The 17,208-nt window shown below is 52.6% G+C and carries 12 protein-coding genes and 5 tRNA genes; 1 reads left to right on the top strand and 16 read right to left on the bottom strand.

Annotation, left to right across the window (positions count from 1 at the left end; genetic code table 11):
• Nucleotides 1–29: 29 nt before the first annotated feature.
• The 16 genes from SH668x_RS07145 to SH668x_RS07070 all read right to left on the bottom strand — a co-directional run bounded on the left by SH668x_RS07145 (nucleotide 30) and on the right by SH668x_RS07070 (nucleotide 16,119).
• On the bottom strand, nucleotides 30–785 hold the full coding sequence (locus SH668x_RS07145; RefSeq protein ID WP_437188009.1) for an MBL fold metallo-hydrolase: 756 nt from the start codon (nucleotides 783–785) through the stop codon (nucleotides 30–32).
• Nucleotides 786–885: 100 nt separating this feature from the next.
• Nucleotides 886–5,235 carry a DNA-directed RNA polymerase subunit beta' gene (rpoC, locus tag SH668x_RS07140; protein WP_437188008.1) on the bottom strand — a complete coding sequence of 1,450 codons (4,350 nt, stop codon included), beginning with the start codon at nucleotides 5,233–5,235 and terminating at the stop codon, nucleotides 886–888.
• A 105-nt stretch (nucleotides 5,236–5,340) separates the two neighbouring features.
• Nucleotides 5,341–9,048, bottom strand: a complete 3,708-nt coding sequence (rpoB, locus tag SH668x_RS07135; protein ID WP_437188007.1) for a DNA-directed RNA polymerase subunit beta — start codon at nucleotides 9,046–9,048, stop codon at nucleotides 5,341–5,343.
• 723 nt (nucleotides 9,049–9,771) lie between these two features.
• The gene (gene rplL, locus SH668x_RS07130; RefSeq protein ID WP_437188006.1) at nucleotides 9,772–10,179 is read right to left on the bottom strand and encodes a 50S ribosomal protein L7/L12; all 408 of its coding nucleotides are present in this window, start codon (nucleotides 10,177–10,179) and stop codon (nucleotides 9,772–9,774) included.
• A gap of 168 nt (nucleotides 10,180–10,347) precedes the next feature.
• A complete protein-coding gene (gene rplJ, locus SH668x_RS07125; protein ID WP_437188005.1) occupies nucleotides 10,348–10,881 on the bottom strand; it encodes a 50S ribosomal protein L10 in 534 nt (177 codons plus the stop codon).
• A 126-nt stretch (nucleotides 10,882–11,007) separates the two neighbouring features.
• A complete protein-coding gene (gene rplA, locus SH668x_RS07120; RefSeq protein WP_437188004.1) occupies nucleotides 11,008–11,712 on the bottom strand; it encodes a 50S ribosomal protein L1 in 705 nt (234 codons plus the stop codon).
• Between the two features lie 70 nt (nucleotides 11,713–11,782).
• The gene (gene rplK, locus SH668x_RS07115; RefSeq protein WP_437188003.1) at nucleotides 11,783–12,214 is read right to left on the bottom strand and encodes a 50S ribosomal protein L11; all 432 of its coding nucleotides are present in this window, start codon (nucleotides 12,212–12,214) and stop codon (nucleotides 11,783–11,785) included.
• Between the two features lie 204 nt (nucleotides 12,215–12,418).
• Nucleotides 12,419–12,982: a transcription termination/antitermination protein NusG gene (nusG, locus tag SH668x_RS07110; protein WP_437188002.1), complete on the bottom strand. Its 564-nt coding sequence runs from the start codon at nucleotides 12,980–12,982 to the stop codon at nucleotides 12,419–12,421.
• 229 nt (nucleotides 12,983–13,211) lie between these two features.
• Complete coding sequence (gene secE / locus SH668x_RS07105) at nucleotides 13,212–13,700, bottom strand: preprotein translocase subunit SecE (RefSeq protein WP_437188001.1); 489 nt, start codon at nucleotides 13,698–13,700, stop codon at nucleotides 13,212–13,214.
• Nucleotides 13,701–13,861: 161 nt separating this feature from the next.
• A tRNA-Trp gene (locus SH668x_RS07100) sits at nucleotides 13,862–13,934 on the bottom strand.
• A 59-nt stretch (nucleotides 13,935–13,993) separates the two neighbouring features.
• Nucleotides 13,994–14,182 carry a 50S ribosomal protein L33 gene (gene rpmG, locus SH668x_RS07095; RefSeq protein WP_437188000.1) on the bottom strand — a complete coding sequence of 63 codons (189 nt, stop codon included), beginning with the start codon at nucleotides 14,180–14,182 and terminating at the stop codon, nucleotides 13,994–13,996.
• A gap of 88 nt (nucleotides 14,183–14,270) precedes the next feature.
• Complete coding sequence (gene tuf / locus SH668x_RS07090; protein ID WP_437187999.1) at nucleotides 14,271–15,467, bottom strand: elongation factor Tu; 1,197 nt, start codon at nucleotides 15,465–15,467, stop codon at nucleotides 14,271–14,273.
• A gap of 122 nt (nucleotides 15,468–15,589) precedes the next feature.
• Nucleotides 15,590–15,662 (bottom strand) — tRNA-Thr (locus tag SH668x_RS07085).
• A gap of 79 nt (nucleotides 15,663–15,741) precedes the next feature.
• Nucleotides 15,742–15,812, bottom strand: a tRNA-Gly gene (locus SH668x_RS07080).
• 105 nt (nucleotides 15,813–15,917) lie between these two features.
• Nucleotides 15,918–15,999: transfer RNA gene (locus SH668x_RS07075), tRNA-Tyr, on the bottom strand.
• 48 nt (nucleotides 16,000–16,047) lie between these two features.
• Nucleotides 16,048–16,119 (bottom strand) — tRNA-Thr (locus SH668x_RS07070).
• 546 nt (nucleotides 16,120–16,665) lie between these two features.
• Here SH668x_RS07070 and SH668x_RS07065 point away from each other — a divergent pair.
• Nucleotides 16,666–16,998 carry a branched-chain amino acid aminotransferase gene (locus SH668x_RS07065; RefSeq protein ID WP_437187998.1) on the top strand — a complete coding sequence of 111 codons (333 nt, stop codon included), beginning with the start codon at nucleotides 16,666–16,668 and terminating at the stop codon, nucleotides 16,996–16,998.
• The last annotated feature ends 210 nt before the right edge of the window (nucleotides 16,999–17,208 follow it).

Genomic DNA, 17,208 nt, shown 5'->3' with positions numbered 1-17,208 from the left:
ATGAGACATCGAGAAATGGGAGGGAGAGATTAACCGAACAGAGGCCAGTTTCCCTGCCGAGCGAGATGCGCTCGCATCCTGTCACAGGTCGCGCCGACGCCCGTCGTCAGCGGTTCACGGTGCCCTGGACACAGCACCTGAATATCGCGATCAAGACATTTGATCATCGATGCTCTCGCTGCCTCCAGATCCATTGTCACCGGTCGCGCCATGAATCGTACCTGCCCATTAATGACAGCTAACGCATCTCCTGCAATCAGAGCCTTTTCTGGGCGATAATAGAAACTGACGTGCCCCGGAGTATGTCCCGGTGTCGCAATCACCTCAAAGTCCCCTGCGATCACATCTCCATCGGAAATGTACCGAGTCGCTGTCACAGCCTCGGGGACAGCTTCTCCAAGGAGGCCAATCAACAGGATTCCGATCCCCCATTCTGGAATTCGTTTTGCCAACCACCCTCTCACACCTTGGTGTGCTGTCTCACGAGTCAGCCAAGGTTCCTCCAGCTGATGAAAAAAGACGGAGCAGCCTGTCTTTTGTTGAAAGGCCCTGGCCCCCGCTGCGTGATCATTATGCCAATGCGTCAACAGGATGCAGTGAACCTCCTCTGGTTTCCGGTTCATCGCCTCTAGAAGGGCCAATAGATCACTTCCAGTGGAGTCCATTCCGGCATCGATGAAAACGACTCCCGCGTCACATGCGATTCCGTAGGTACACGTCAGATAGGAGGGCTGCCGAACGCACCAGATCGAATCGGTCACTTGAAAACAATGACGATCCCACATCTGCGCCCCTCCTCAAATGGCATGACTTCTCCCAGCCCTGAAAAAAGCCCACGACCGCAAAGCAGATCGTGGGCTTTCTGTTTCTCAACTCAAATCATTTTCAGTTGTCCGGAGACAAGTCTGAGAGTGATGGAACATCACCCAGATTTTGATTGATTGGACTATGGCTTGGGGTGTATCCACCGCCATGAGCTGCCCCTTCTTCTCCCTCGCTCAGGAGTTCACGACGAGCTGCCAGGATTCGGGCATGCTCCTCACGCAGTTCCTGCTGAGCTTCTGGACGAATTCGAACTTCAGCACCTTGGTGTGAGTGGAACCCGGTACCAGCTGGGATCAAGTGACCGAGAATCACGTTTTCCTTCAGACCGACGAGACCGTCTGTCTTTCCAGCCAACGCTGCTTCTGTCAACACCTTGGTTGTTTCCTGGAATGACGCAGCAGAGATAAAGCTCTCGCTTTGAACCGCCGCCTTTGTAATTCCCAACAACTGGGTGCTTGCACTCGCTGGCTGTGGCTTGCCGTACTTGATCGGATTTCCGCCAGCAGCTTCGATGTGCTCGTTCACTTCCTCAATTGTTTCGAGAGGAACGACATCGCCGACTTGGAACTCGGATTCGCCAGGATCTGTCACCCGGACGCTCTCCGCCAAACGACGGTTGACGCGGCGGAATTCCCACTTATCGATCACAACGCCCGGCAGCAACTCGGTGTCACCGACGTCGTCAACACGAACCTTACGCAACATCTGGGAAACAACGAGCTCGATGTGCTTGTCGTCGATACCCACTCGCTGTGCACGGTAAACGCTCTGAATTTCGTGCAGCAAGTACTGCTCGACCGCTTCTTCCCCGCTGACACGCAGAATGTCGTGGGGAACAAGAGGGCCGCGAACGAGTGCGTCCCCAGCCTTGACGAGGTCGCCTGAGTGCACGAGCACGTCTTTACCGTGAGGAATGACGTGTTCGACATCGGTTCCATCAGCACCGTGAACGACGATCACGCGTTTACCGCGTTTACGCTCGGCAACGTGCTCAACTTCCCCGTCGATCTCAGCCATGATCGCTGGATCTTTCGGCTTACGAGCTTCGAACAATTCAGTAACTCGTGGAAGACCCCCGGTAATATCCTGTGTACCGGCAGCTTCTCGTGGCTGCTTCGCAAGAATCGCTCCCGCCGCAACCTGATCACCTTCTTTGGCTTCCAGGTTTGCACGTTCTGGAATGTAGTAGTAATCCAGAATTCTTCCGGTGCTATCTTCGAGGATAATCTGCGGATGCAGGTCACCCTTATGTTCAATAACAGTGCGTCGAAGGTGACCGCTCGGATCTTTCTCGGACTTTAACGAACGACCTTCGATCAGGTCTTCGAACCGAACACGTCCGCCGGTTTCTGCAAGAATTGGAACCGCGTGCGGATCCCACTGGCAGAGCACCTGGCCGGCTGCAACCGGATCGTCTTCCTTCACCATCAACACAGCACCCGCTGGAATCGGATAGCGTTCGAGTTCGCGATCTTTCGGGTCGATGATGATGATTTCCCCCTGACGAGCCAGAACAATCGCCTGACCTTCAGCGTTCACCACACTCCGAATTCGAGCAAACTTCGCACGTCCTGCCTTACGGGCACGCAAGTCAGATTTCTCAACGTCAGACTGGGCCGCACCACCGATGTGGAACGTACGCATCGTGAGCTGGGTTCCCGGCTCTCCGATACTCTGAGCCGCGATAATCCCCGCTGCCAGACCTTCTTCCACGAGCTGTCCGGTGGACAAGTCCATTCCGTAGCACAGCTTGCAGATACCCAGTTCAGCTTCGCAAGTCATCGGGCTACGAACCTGGATTCGCTCCAGTCCCATATCCTCAATACGACGTGCGATTGCGTGAGTGATCAACTCGTCTTCACGAACAATCACTTCGTCGGTAATCGGGTCGACGATGTTCGTACGGCTGACGCGACCACGAATCGCATCTGCCAGAGAAACTTCGACCTTTTCTCCACGGTACTGGGTTCCACGGGTGACACCCTTTGTGGTTCCACAGTCATCCATGGTGATGACGAGGTTCTGGCAAATATCCGCGAGCTTACGAGTCAGGTAACCGGAGTCCGCAGTCTTGAGTGCGGTATCCGCCAATCCCTTACGAGCACCGTGTGTGGAGGAGAAGTACTCCAGCACAGTCAGACCTTCTCGGAAGTTCGACTTAATCGGGGTCTCGATGATTTCGCCGCTTGGCTTGGCCATCAGACCACGCATCCCCGCGAGCTGTCGAATCTGTTCCAGACCCCCTCGAGCACCCGAGTCCGCCATCAGGTAAATCGGGTTCACATAGGCACCGTCGTCGCGAATATCCGCTTCGAGGTCTCGCTTCATGGCCTCGGTGATCTTTTCGCGAGCGTGCGTCCAGATGTCGATGACCTTGTTGTAGCGTTCCTGCCCTGTGATCACACCGCGATCGTACAGCTTCTGCTGTGTCAGAACCTGCTTCTCGGAATCTGCAATCACCTCTTCTTTGTTCGGAGCAACCACGAGGTCGCTACTTCCGAACGAGAGACCGCTGCGTGTCGATTCCTGGAATCCGATTGCCTTCATCTTATCGAGAAGCTCAATCGTGATCCGCTGGCCGAGCAGCAAGTGGCAGTCAGAAATCACGTTCGCCAAGTCCTTGCTCTTGAGAGCGAGGTTGTAGAACGGCATGCGAGAATCGAGTGCATCATTGAAGACGACACGACCAGCGGAGGTTTCGATCAAACCGCCTGGACGGTAAGTATCTGCACCTTCGCCTTTGACCTTCTTGTCCTTCGGCAGACGTACCTTGATTGTCGCGTGACGAGAGACTTTCCCTTGCTGGTATGCTGTGAGGCATTCCTGAATCGAGGAGAAAACCATCCCTTCACCGGGACGTCCCATACGTCGCAGGGTGCAGTAGTAGCAACCCATGACGATGTCTTGCGACGGGGAAATAATCGGGGCACCGTTCGCCGGGCTGAAAATATTGTTCGTCGACATCATCAGCGTCGTCGCTTCAACCTGAGCTTCGATCGACAATGGCAAGTGAACTGCCATCTGGTCGCCGTCGAAGTCTGCATTGAAGCCTTTACAGACGAGAGGATGAACGCGAATCGCGTGACCTTCCACCAGCACAGGCTCGAACGCCTGAATTCCCATACGGTGCAGGGTCGGAGCTCGGTTGAGCAGCACCGGATGGTTGGTAATCACTTCGTCGAGAATATCCCAGACCTCTTCATCACGTCGTTCCAGCATACGCTTGGCCGACTTGATTGTATCTGCGTGTCCGAGTTCTTTCAGACGGCGGATAATGAATGGCTGGAACAGCTCCAAGGCAATCTTCTTGGGAAGACCGCATTGGTGCAGATGCAGGTTTGGACCCACGACGATCACGGATCGTGCGGAGTAGTCGACGCGTTTACCCAGAAGGTTTTCACGGAAACGCCCCTGCTTACCCTTGATCATGTCAGTCAAGGACTTCAGCGGACGGTTCGATGAACCCAGCACAGGTCGCTTACAGCGGCCGTTGTCGAACAAGGCGTCGACAGACTGCTGCAGCATGCGTTTTTCGTTTCGAACGATCACTTCTGGTGCGTTCAGATCGACGAGCTTCTTCAACCGGTTATTTCGGTTAATGATTCGGCGATAAAGATCGTTCAAATCGCTTGTCGCGAAATTTCCAGACTCCAACATCACCAATGGACGCAGGTCTGGTGGAATCACTGGAACGCAGTGCAGCACCATCCACTCCGGACGGTTATCACTGTCGCGAAGAGCTTCAACGATCTTCAGACGCTTGATCAGATCTTTCGTCTTCTGCTGGCTACCAGTCTCTTTCAGCTCTTTACGGAGCCGTGTGGATTCTTCTGCCAGATTCAAGCTGCTCAACAACGAGAAGACGGCTTCCGCCCCCATCTCGATCTTGAATTCAGAATCGCCGTACTTCTCACGTGCTTCGCGCGCCTCTTCTTCAGTCAGAAGCTGGCAACGACGGAGTGGAGTATCGCCGGGATCGGTGACAACGTATTCCTGAAAGTAAATAACTTTCTCAAGACTGGTTGTCTTCATGCTGAGCAGTGCACCTAATCGGCTGGGCATGCTCTTGAAGAACCAGATATGGACGACGGGCGCTGCAAGCTCAATGTGCCCCATTCGCTTACGACGAACACGGCTATGTGTGACTTTCACACCGCATCGATCGCAGATCATCCCTTTGTACTTCATGCCGCGGTATTTTCCGCAAGCACATTCCCAGTCCTTTTCAGGCCCGAAGATTCGTTCGCAGAACAAACCGTCGCGTTCTGGACGGTAAGTACGGTAGTTGATCGTTTCGGGCTTTTTAACTTCACCGAAAGACCAGCTACGGATGTCATGCGGACTTGCCAACGAAATCTTGATGGCCCCGTAGTCGTTTACGCGATCGTAAATGCCTTCACCAACGCTCACAAGTGACTCCTGAATGAATGCCTATTTGGTATGGGATGAAGAGACTCTGTTTGGGTTTCGATGAGACGAACGAGTGCCATTCGCCTCATCATTCACTTCACCCAACTAGCCGTGAGCCTTTTCCAGCTGCATATTGAGACACAGACCACGAATTTCGTTGTTCAACACGTCGAAACTCGCAGGTGTCCCCGCCTCCAAAGTGTTCTCCCCCTTCACCATCGATTCGTAAATTTTCGTACGGCCTTCGACGTCGTCACTCTTAACGGTGAGCAACTCCTGAAGGATGTAAGCTGCTCCGTAGGCTTCGAGAGCCCACACTTCCATTTCCCCGAATCGTTGTCCCCCGAACCGTGCTTTCCCTCCCAACGGCTGTTGGGTAATGAGAGAGTATGGTCCTGTCGCTCGAGCATGAACCTTGTCATCAACAAGGTGGTGCAGTTTGAGCATGTAGATGTAACCAACGGTCGTCTTCTGCTCGAACTTCTCACCGGTTCGACCATCGTGAAGCTGAATCTTCGCTTCCTTCGGCAATCCCGCCTCTTCGAGGCAATCATGAATTGCTTCTTCGGTCGCACCGTCGAACACCGGGCAGATCGCTCGGAAGCCCAACTTCGCTGCTGCCCAGCCAAGGTGAGTTTCCAAAATCTGTCCCACGTTCATACGACTTGGAACCCCCAGCGGGTTCAGAATGATGTCGACAGGTGTTCCGTCTTCGAGGTAAGGCATATCCTCAACTGGCAGAACCTTCGAGATCACCCCTTTGTTTCCGTGGCGCCCCGCCATCTTGTCCCCGACAGAAATCTGTCGCTTGGACGAAACATAGACTTTGACCATCTGCAGAACGCCGTTCGGGAGTTCATCCCCACGCTTCATGCTGTTCAGCTTCTGGTCGGCTTCGTCGATGATGTCTTCGACGAACGGCCACTGATCGTGCATGAGCTTGCGCAGATCCGCTTGCTTCTGTGGGCTGCGAATATCCAGTTGATCCTGTCGATTCACAAACTCACGAGCGAATTGTGCGATGGTTTTCGCATCGGTCAGATTGCGAATTTCCGCACCGTCGTCATTGGTGAGATGCTTACCCAGAGCCCGTTCGTATTCGACGAGGAACTCCTGGAACTTGGCTGCAATGCGTTCGTGACCGTCGATTTCAACCTGCTTGAGTTCCTGATCGAAAAGCTTTCGATCAGCTTCCGACAGACTCATTCGGCGAGAGAACTTCTCGGTGTGAATCACGATCCCTTCGACACCGCTTGGTACTTCGAGAGACTCGTTTTTAACGTCTTCCCCTGCCTTACCGAAAATCGCATGCAGGAGTTTCTCTTCCGGTGTCAGTTCAGCCTTCGCCTTTGGCACGACTTTACCGACCAGAATATCGCCCTGCTTCACGCGGGTACCGACAGCCACGATTCCGCCTTCGTCGAGATGACGGAGTGCTTTCTCGCTGACGTTTGGAATATCCCGGGTGAACTCTTCACGTCCGAGTTTCGTTTCGCGAATTTCAACATCAAATTCGTCGATATGAATCGATGTGTAAACGTCGTCCTTCACGAGACGCTCAGACAGAATGATGGCGTCTTCGTAATTGAATCCTTCCCAAGACATGAACGCGACAAGAACGTTACGCCCCAGAGCCAGGATACCATTCTGAGTCGCAGCACTGTCTGCCAGAATCTGATCCTTCTTGACCTCTTGGCCAAGAGCCACGAGTGGCTTCTGGTTCAAACAGGTCCGTTCGTTCAAACCTGTGAACTTACGCAGCGGGAATCTCTTCCCTTCCACTTCGATCACGTTGGCGTCGACGTACGTCACCTTGCCGTCACGGTCAGAGCGAACGACCATCCCGGAGTACTGAGGGATTTCGAATTCCATCCCGGTACCGACGATCGGGGCTTCAGCGACCAGCAAAGGAACCCCTTGCCGCTGCATGTTGGAACCCATCAACGCACGGTTCGCGTCGTCGTGCTCGAGGAACGGAATCAACGCTGCAGAAACACCGACCATCTGCACTGGGGCAACGTCGATGTACTGAACTGCTTTTGCTTCCATCCAGTGCACGTCATTTCGGTAACGTGCAAGAACACGTTCGTCTGTGATGCGACCCTTTTCGACTTTCGTATCGGCGGGAGCAACGAAGACGTTCGCCTCTTCATCCGCACGCAGCCATTCGATTTCATCGGTAACCCGACCCCCTTCAACCCTACGGTAAGGGGTGATCAAGAAGCCGTAATCATCCACCTTCGCAAAGATACTCAGGCTGGAGATCAGACCGATGTTCGTACCTTCAGGTGTCTCAATCGGACAGATACGGCCGTAATGGGAAATGTGAACGTCGCGAACCTCGAAGCCCGCACGTTTACGATTCAAACCACCAGGCCCCAACGCACTCAAACGACGTTCGTGAGTGATCATTGCCAACGGGTTCGTCTGGTCGACAACCTGAGACAATTCGCTACGACCAAAGAAATACTCGATTGCAGCCGAAACACTCTTTGGATTGACGAGCGTACGTGGCGACATCTCTTCGACGTCCTTCAGGCTCATACGCTCCTGAACGGTTCGTCGCAATTTCAAAAATCCTTTGCGGATTTCGTCCATCGCCAATTCATCGATCGTACGGAGACGACGATTTCCAAGGTTATCGATATCGTCGACGTAGGCAGTCTGATCCCCCTCGCGGAGACGAACCAGATAGCGAACAGCGTTGATAATATCCTCTGGACGCAGAGTCATTTCGTCATCTGGAATGTCCTGATCGAACTTCCGATTGATTCGGAATCGACCAACACGTCCCAAGCGATACCGATTCGCGTCCGAAAACTTTTCGCGGAACAGATCCATCGCTTTTTCGAGTGCCGGTGGGTTACCGGGACGAAGTCGCTGATAAATCTTCAGCAAAGCCTCCTGGTGGCTGCAAGTACCGTCCTCGATCACGCTGTTGAGCATGAGTTGATCGGTGACTTCTTCAATCAGCTGAACCTTCTTGATGCCGGCTTCACTGATCTCTGCAGCGAGATTTGCTGCGATGACCTGCCCCACACCACAAATGATTTCCCCGACTCGATCACCGCTTGGGTAGACAATGTCTTCTGCAGCGTACTTACCAGCCAATGAAGACCCGTCAGATCCAACCTTAACCTCTTTCACAGGATAAAAGAGTCGCAATAGGTTGGTATCAGTGCTGTAATCCGGGCTCATCGCACGCAGCAACGTCATTGCTGAGAAACGACCGCTCTGGTCGATTCGGACGCCCAGTGCGTCCTTCTTCGAAATCATGAACTCAATCCAGCTACCACGTTCAGGAATCACGCGGCAGGAGAACGTCTTACGCTCACCAGGCTCAGCTGAAACGACGAAATCTACCCCCGGGGATCGATGCAACTGGCTGACGATGACTCGCTCGGCCCCGTTAATTATGAACTCACCGCCACCGATCATAATCGGCATATCGCCGAGATAGACCTCTTCTTCGATCGGCTGCTCTTTCATCAACTTCAGCGTCACGCGGAATGGACGCCCGTAAGTCAAACGCAGCTGTCGACATTCGGTGTGTGAATAACGCGGTTTCCCGAGTTCGTACTTCACATACTCAAGCTTGTACTGACCGTCATAGCTGTCGACGGGAAAAACTTCTCGCAGAATCGCTTCGAGACCTTCATCCCGACGCTCCTCGGGTTTGCGCTCAAGCTGCAGGAACCGATGATAAGATTCGGTTTGAATCCGAGTTAAATCGGACAACTCATGATTGGCCTCAATCTTTCCAAAGTGGCGGACAGACGTAATTGGAAGAATTCGCTGTTTTGGAATTGGCATGCGAGGATCTTTTTATTTCGCGCGAGGAGAACGACTTCAGGTTGAACACTTAAAACGCAGGGACTTCGCCAGAAAATCACGAAACCAGGCCCGGCCATAGCAATCGACGTCGCCGAAGACGCGTAGCTCGACCTGATAGAATCGGCACCGAGAACGCCGAAGGATTGTGATCAATGGCCTGCACTTGCTGAACGCAATGGCCGAAGCATGGATTCAACTGCCACCCGCTGACATAGCGGAAAGAGAAATCCCTAATAAGAACCATGCCCTTCGCGGGAACAATGATTGATGGCACCTGAAAACCAACCATCAACCCGGACCCCCCTCCGGAAACTGACGAAGACGGCGCCACTGAGCGTAAATACTCTGCGCGCCGCCATCTACTATAAAAGGACTGAACCGTCAAATCCCGGAACAGCGACCCCTGACCAAGGCACTGCCGGTCGACCGGATTCTTGACTTGCCGAACGTCCAAAAAATCACTTTCTCGGTGTAATAGCTGCAGAACTACAATATCGCAGGATATGCAGTCTTTGCAAAGATTGCAACCACTCGGCACAGGCGATGCTACATAATGACAAAAGACCGGGGCGAAGCAACCAGAATTTGGTCCCAACGCCCCGATGACTTTATCAACATCGATAATCTAGGAAGTTTCGAAAACTCACCGAAGCTCGAGGCTTCCATGAGAGCCCACTCGAAACTCGCAAGACGGTCGTCAAACTACTTGAGCTCGACAGTTCCGCCAGCTTCTTCCACTTCCTTCTTGATCTTCTCTGCGTCTTCCTTGGAAACTCCAGCCTTCAGAGACTTTGGAGCGCCTTCGACGAGGTCTTTAGCTTCCTTGAGACCGAGACCAGTGATGCTGCGAACAGCTTTAATCACGTTGATCTTGTTATCACCGAACTTGGTCAAGACGACGTCAAATTCGGTCTTCTCTTCAGCAACTGGAGCAGCACCGCCACCAGCAGCTGGAGCAGCAACAACCATTCCGCCGCCTGCAGGCTCGATGCCGTGAACTTCCTTGAGGTAATCGGCCAAAGCCTTAGCCTGCAACAACGTCAGGCCGACGAGCTTATCGCCGATTTCAATTGTGCTGGCGTCGAACGACTTTTCGGCTACTTCTGACATTTCCAATTTCTCCAAAACTAATACACCGGCGATTACCGACCGGCTCGGTTGAGTGAACTCCCAGCTCGATCAGAGATTCCAATCCAAGCTGAGTCGACTCGCAGTGAACCGTGGTGTCCTCACTGCGGGCTGTAATTCTCGGCCGCTTCACTCGGCCGAACCGGGACGCTACGCCGCGTCGCCGCCTTCTTCTGACTTCTCTGACAAGGTCGTAATCGCACCAGCAACCTTCCCTCCTGGCCCGAGCAATGCTCCCGCCAGTCGAGCTCCTGGGCTGAGCACCAACCCAGCAATTTGACCAATCAATTCCAAACGGCTTGGACCCTTGGAAATCGTTTCGACGGCATCAGGGCCAACGCCCTCCCCGTCTACCACTCCGCCCTTGATGGACGCCTTGTCAACTTTACTTGCCCAAGCGGAAATTTCCCGCGACAGGCCAACAATGTCTTCACCGCCCCAAACCAGTGTGGTCGGGCCTTCCAGAATTCCATCAAGAGAATGAAATCCGGATTCTTTCAATGCCAAACGAGCGAGGGAATTCTTGACACCAAGAAAGGTGTAGCCCTTCTTGGCCATATCCAGTCGCAATTGATTCTGAGAAAACGCAGTCATCTGCGAAACATCAAGGATCAACAGATCCTTGCGATCACCGAGTCCGGCACGGATATCCCGGATGATCATTTCTTTAATAGGCTTACTCATGATTTCGTATTCAATCTAAATTTACGTCGCAGCAATCTGCGTCCACAAATCTTTTGAAAGTTTGCCGTCTCGTGTTTGATGCAAAACGTGTCGTATACAACCACCTCTTGGATGGTCAACGGAGCACTAAGCTGCAGAAACCTGAATACCAGGCATCTGTGTTGCAGTCACAGTGATCGAACGCACGTACTGTCCGCGAGCAGCCTGTGGCTTCAATTGAACAATCAACGCAAGCAAGGCTTGAATGTTCTCTGTCAAGCTCTGCTCGCTGAATGACATCTTACCAACAACGCAGTGAACGTTGCCGCCGTCATCAACACGGAACTCAACTTTACCAGCCTTATACTCTTTGACAGCTGTAGCCACATCCTGAGTCACGGTTCCAGCCTTCGGAGACGGCATCAAACCACGTGGACCGAGGACCTTACCGAGAGGACCAACCACACCCATCATATCAGGTGTTGCGATCGCTACGTCGAAGTCCATCCAGCCATCTTTAATCTTGTCAGCCAGCTCTTTTCCACCCGCGAAGTCAGCACCGGCTTCAGTCGCTTTAGCAACGTTCTGATCTTTACAGAACACAACGACTCGCTGGACCTTTCCGATACCGTGCGGGAGAACAATGCTGCCACGGACGATCTGATCAGCATGCTTTGGATCAACACCAAGTCGAACAGCAATTGCTACCGACTGGTCGAACTTGCATGGCTTAATACCTTTAGGAAGCTTCTCTTCCAAACCCTTGAGGGCGGCGACGGCGCTTGCCACTGGCAATACACCCAACTTGCTGGCAGCTTCGCTTAGGGCCTTTTGACGCTTTGAAACTTTCATGAATCGCTCTTTCAACTAACCGGCACAACACTATGAGATCACCAACTGACTCGAACACTTCCGAGGCTGGTTAGTCAACGATTGAAATTCCCATGCTACGAGCGGTACCAGCAATAACTTTCATTGCCTGCTCAACGCTGGACGAGTTCATATCTGCGAACTTCTTGGTCGCAATATCACGAACTTGAGCCTGGGTAACAACGCCAACCTTTGTAGTGCGTGGGTTAGATGCTCCCTTAGCAACCTGGGCAGCTTGCTTCAGCAACACCGCGGCAGGAGGAGTCTTCAGCACAAACTCGAACGAACGGTCATTGTAGACCGTGATGATAACAGGGATTGTTGTCCCCATCATATCGCGAGTACGTTCGTTGAACTGTTGGACGAACTGTCCAATGTTCACACCTTGGGGTCCCAAAGCTGTACCGACTGGAGGCGCCGGCGTCGCCTGGCCACCAGTGATCTGAACTTTAATAACCGCATTGACTACTTTTTTCTTGCCCATTGCAAATTCAAATCGCCAAGACCATCAACAGAAGCGAAAGTAAATGAACTGCGTGCGACGAGCTCGCCTTGTCGAGATCGAAAGATCTCTCCTTTACAACTCCGTGAATGCTTACCGATTACGCCTTAAACTTAGAGCCAATTGTTTCCACGACACTGGCGATCTCGCCAATACTGATGATGCACTTTTCAGCACGACCACCATTTACATCTTCTCAACCTGCCAGTGTTCCAGTTCGACTTCTGTCGGACGCCCAAAGATCTCGACGATGATCTTAACCTTACCGGTAGTCTCATCCATCGAGTCGACGGTACCTTCGAAGCTCTCGAATGCACCTTCTTTAACTTTGACGTGATCTCCAACCCCGACATCAAACTTCACGACAGGTCGATTTGACTTCTCGACCGGGGCAGCAACATCAGCGCCCTTCACCTCAGTAACGACGTCCAACCCAAGCCAGCGTCGAACTTCAACCTCTTCCATTGCAGTGGGCTTTCCCGCTGCGCCGGTAAAATCGCCAACACCGCTCGTTGAACGAACGAGATGCCAAGTCTCGTCGTTAAACTCCATCTGAATCATCATGTAGCCTGGAAGCGTCTTTTGCTCTCGAACGCGTCTTCCGCCACCTTTTGTCTCAACAACCTTCTCAGTCGGGATGAAGATCTGACCAAACGATTCTTCCATCCCTTCCATTCGAATTCGACGCAAAATCGACTCTCGAATAGAACGCTCGCGATTGCTCTGAACCTTGAGTACAAACCATTGCATGTTTGTATTCTCAACGCCGTGCAAGTTCACCGAACTCATCACACGACCGGAAGCCGGTGTCGACTTTGATCCAGAGGTTTTTTTTCCATTGTCCATGGGCGAGCCACGCATCTTTGTTGATCGCTCGATATTTTTCAAGCGAGCCGGCAACAATCGCTCGATTTTGTCGACCGAATGCGCCGGAAGTTCAATTGACAACAATTTTTACCGAACCACGAGGTAACGATTGTTACTGCAAGTCCAGGAATCCAACAAACGCGAACAATTGCTGCCAGAGAATGTCACACAGAAACAAATAGCCGCCCAAGAAAAGCATCACAACCAGAACAACAATCGTTGCTCGGTACAAATACTCCCACGTGGCCCAAGTCACTTTATCCATCTCCGCTTCCACGGAGATGAGAAAATTCGCAAATTCTGGCCAATTGACCAAGCGAAACGCAAACCAGCATCCGGCAGCTGCAATCACACCAGGAAGCCCGTTCCGAACAATCCACCCCGGAATATCAAAGCCCAATGCTGTTCCGGGTACCCCAAGTCGAAACACATCCTGAATGTCTGACAGAATCGTGACGTGCATCCGCCACGCAATTGCCACGAAGAAGCCGGCAACAGCAAGTGCGGTGATCTGTCTTACAATTCGCCCCTGAGTTGGCTTGAACAGTCGACCCTGAAAGAGCTCACCTACTAACGATGCTTCTGCTTTTGCCTTCGCCATCCAGGCCGTCCTCTGATATCAAAAGTTTCCCACTGCCTTGTGGGCGATTTCCTGAGACTACCTTGACCACCCTCTTGAATTCGATTGCTACGTCTCGATTTCGAGCCAGCCTCAACGGATTTAAACCCTACGTCACTCAGAGTTACCGCGACACAAAATAGCACGGGCGGAGGGACTTGAACCCCCAACCTGCGGATTTGGAATCCGCTGCTCTGCCAATTGAGCTACACCCGTATTTGTCCATTCACAATCTGCAAGCCATGAAGCGAACTTCAGGGAATGCCGACCTGAAACTACTTCTTGCGGGACTCTTTATGAACCGTGTGCTTACGCAACTTCGGACAATATTTTTTCAATTCGAGTCGCTCCGTCCCGCGCATTTCCTTTTCAACACGGTAGTTACGTGAGCCGCTCTCTGTGCATTCGAGCCAGACGTATTCGCGAGCCATTCCTCGTCCCTTGTAAAACAGCAAGACCGGCATCACGTCGATGCGAAATGCCGGGCATGCCAGAATCGGTATTACATTAAACTTCGCGCCACATTGCGACGCGAAGCTAAATGATCATTTACTACTGGAGAATCTTTGTCACGATTCCGGAACCGACTGTTCGGCCCCCTTCACGAATCGCGAATCGGCTACCGTCAACCAAAGCGACTGGCTTGCCCATTTCGATTTCGAGCGACACGTTGTCGCCAGGCATACACATTTCAGCTCCGCCGAGCAGCTTCACAGCACCGGTCACGTCAGTTGTACGGAAGTAGAACTGTGGGCGGTAGCCGCTGAAGAATGGAGTCTTACGACCACCTTCTTCTTTGCTCAACACGTACACTTCAGCTTCAAATTTAGTGTGAGGCTTAATGCTGTTTGGTGCAGCGAGAACCTGTCCACGTTCGACGTCTTCCTTCTTTGTTCCGCGGAGAAGGATACCGACGTTATCGCCAGCAACACCTTCGTCCATCAACTTACGGAACATTTCAACGCCGGTGCAGGTAGTCTCTTGCATATCGCGGAGACCGATAATCTGAACCTTTTCGCCAACCTTGATCTTACCGCGTTCAATACGGCCGGTAACCACTGTACCGCGACCTTCGATTGAGAACACGTCTTCGATCGCCATCATGAATGGCTTGTCGATTTCACGTGCTGGTTCTGGGATGTCAGCGTCCAGAGCATCCATCAACTTGCCGATACAAGCATTCTTGTCGGCGTCGCCTGGGAAGTCCAAAGCTGGCTTTGCTGAACCGCGAATGATCGAAACGTCATCCCCTGGGAAGCCGTTCTTGTTGAGGAGGTCGCGAACTTCCATCTCAACCAGTTCGAGCAATTCTTCGTCTTCAACAAGGTCACACTTGTTCAGGAAGACAACCAGAGCAGGAACGTTCACCTGGCGAGCCAGAAGAATGTGCTCGCGAGTCTGAGGCATTGGGCCGTCAGCTGCGGAAACCACCAGAATCGCGCCGTCCATCTGAGCGGCACCGGTGATCATGTTCTTAATATAGTCTGCGTGTCCTGGGCAGTCGATGTGTGCGTAGTGGCGGTTTGGCGACTCGTACTCGACGTGCGAAACAGCGATTGTCACAGTCTTGGTGTCGTCGCGGACGGTACCGCCCTTCGCGACTTCCGAGTAAGCGATAGGCTTAGCGAGCCCCTTCACTGCCTGCACAGCCAGAATGGAAGCAGTCAATGTGGTCTTACCGTGGTCAATGTGACCGATGGTGCCGACGTTGACGTGCGGTTTTGTCCTTTGAAACTGTTCCTTCGCCATGACTAGCGCTCCAAAACTCCCAGTGACTTCACTTCATATCATGTGCGGCCATAGACCCCGCACTTTAATTCAGGGTCGCGGTACACCCGCTGATCCCTACGACAAAACCGGTCTGGCCGGTAAGCTGCTGGTGGGACTTGAACCCACGACCTCGTCCTTACCAAGGACGCACTCTACCGACTGAGCCACAGCAGCAAACACTCGAAATTGCCCGCGTGGCTACACAGAGTTAGATCTGCACCAGCCTCAACAAACAGTTTCCTCAGATCATAAAAGCGGGTGAAGGGAATCGAACCCTCACCACCAGCTTGGAAGGCTGGAGCTCTACCATTGAGCTACACCCGCACATGCGATTGCCACCCCAAACCTAGGGTGACCACCAAATCTAATATTTCGAGACTCATTCGGCTAGTGAGCCTCATGGCTTTTCAACCACATCACCTGAGAAAGTGGGGGCGGAAGGATTCGAACCTTCGAAGGCAGAGCCATCAGATTTACAGTCTGACCCCATTGGCCGCTCGGGCACACCCCCAAATCCACATCACACGACCAACCGAAGCTGGCCAATCTACACCCAGAGAGCTAGTGGAGGGATTTGAACCCACAACCGCCGGTTTACAAAACCGGTGCTCTGCCGTTGAGCTACACTAGCTTGCTTGTTGGATGTAAGCGGCGAAGTATAGCGAAGGGTTCTCCTCGTGCAAGTTCAAACGGTTTCTGCCTCAAGATTGAATTCGAAAAGTCTTTCCCCGTTTTTCACCACAGAGCTTTGCCTCTAAACGCCCCCGAATGAACTGCCGTCCCGCTCGACCCATTAACCCTACCCTTTTACCCACCTCTCAACCGGCACCCCAAGGTTTCCAAAACCCCCTCTTCCACGCTGCCTTAAATCAACACGGCGCAACACACGACAACACCACATGTTACAGAACCTCGAAAGTATCAACCGCTGCCCCACGTAGCCAAACAGCAACAAAACCTCTATTAGCCCAGTGACACTACCCCGTATTCTATTCAATTCTAAAACTCATCTAATCCTCGACAAATAAACAGCTTACATCTATGTCCATACAGCTCCTAACAGCCTGTACAACATTCTTGGCATCAGTGCTGCTTTACAGAGAATCGCCACATCCAGCTTCCACCAAAGCACGTGGCTGCAGAACTCTCAAATCTCTACACAGCAGAAAGCCACAAGATGTCCACTACCCTAAACCATCTCTTAGATGACGAAGCCGGTTTCATCGTCTCCGCAGAACTTGTCCTGATCTCGACAATTCTCGTAATCGGAGTCATCGTTGGACTGGCCGAAGTCGCAAACGGCATCAACAACGAACTTGAAGATGTCGGCTCCGCCTTCGGAAGCATGAATCAGTCGTTTGTATTCAGCGGATTCTGTGGCCACAAAGGCTCCAGTGCGGGATCATGCTTCCAAGATGCAGCCGACTATTGTGATGGGCAAAACGACATCACCTGTGATCGCGGCGCAACTCCTGAAGCAGGCGCAAACCGTGTCAGCTACAACAACTAACGAAACTGTCTCCGAAAATGACATTACCGGCGACGAGTTACGCAGCGACTAGAATCCTTAATGTTTCTTCTCGCTGCAACAGCCTCGCCCACAGCTCAAAACAAAAATCCTCGCCGGTCACATTGACCCGCGAGGATTTTCTTATTTCACCAGAACGCAATTGCCCGCTCGAGCAATTGCCCCGCGGCAGCGGACCGCCTCGAAGCGAGC

Source organism: Planctomicrobium mucosum, assembly GCF_051466335.1.
Classification (GTDB): domain Bacteria; phylum Planctomycetota; class Planctomycetia; order Planctomycetales; family Planctomycetaceae; genus Planctomicrobium.
Note: the sequence above shows the minus strand (reverse complement) of the source record. Positions and strands in the feature narration are given on the sequence as shown.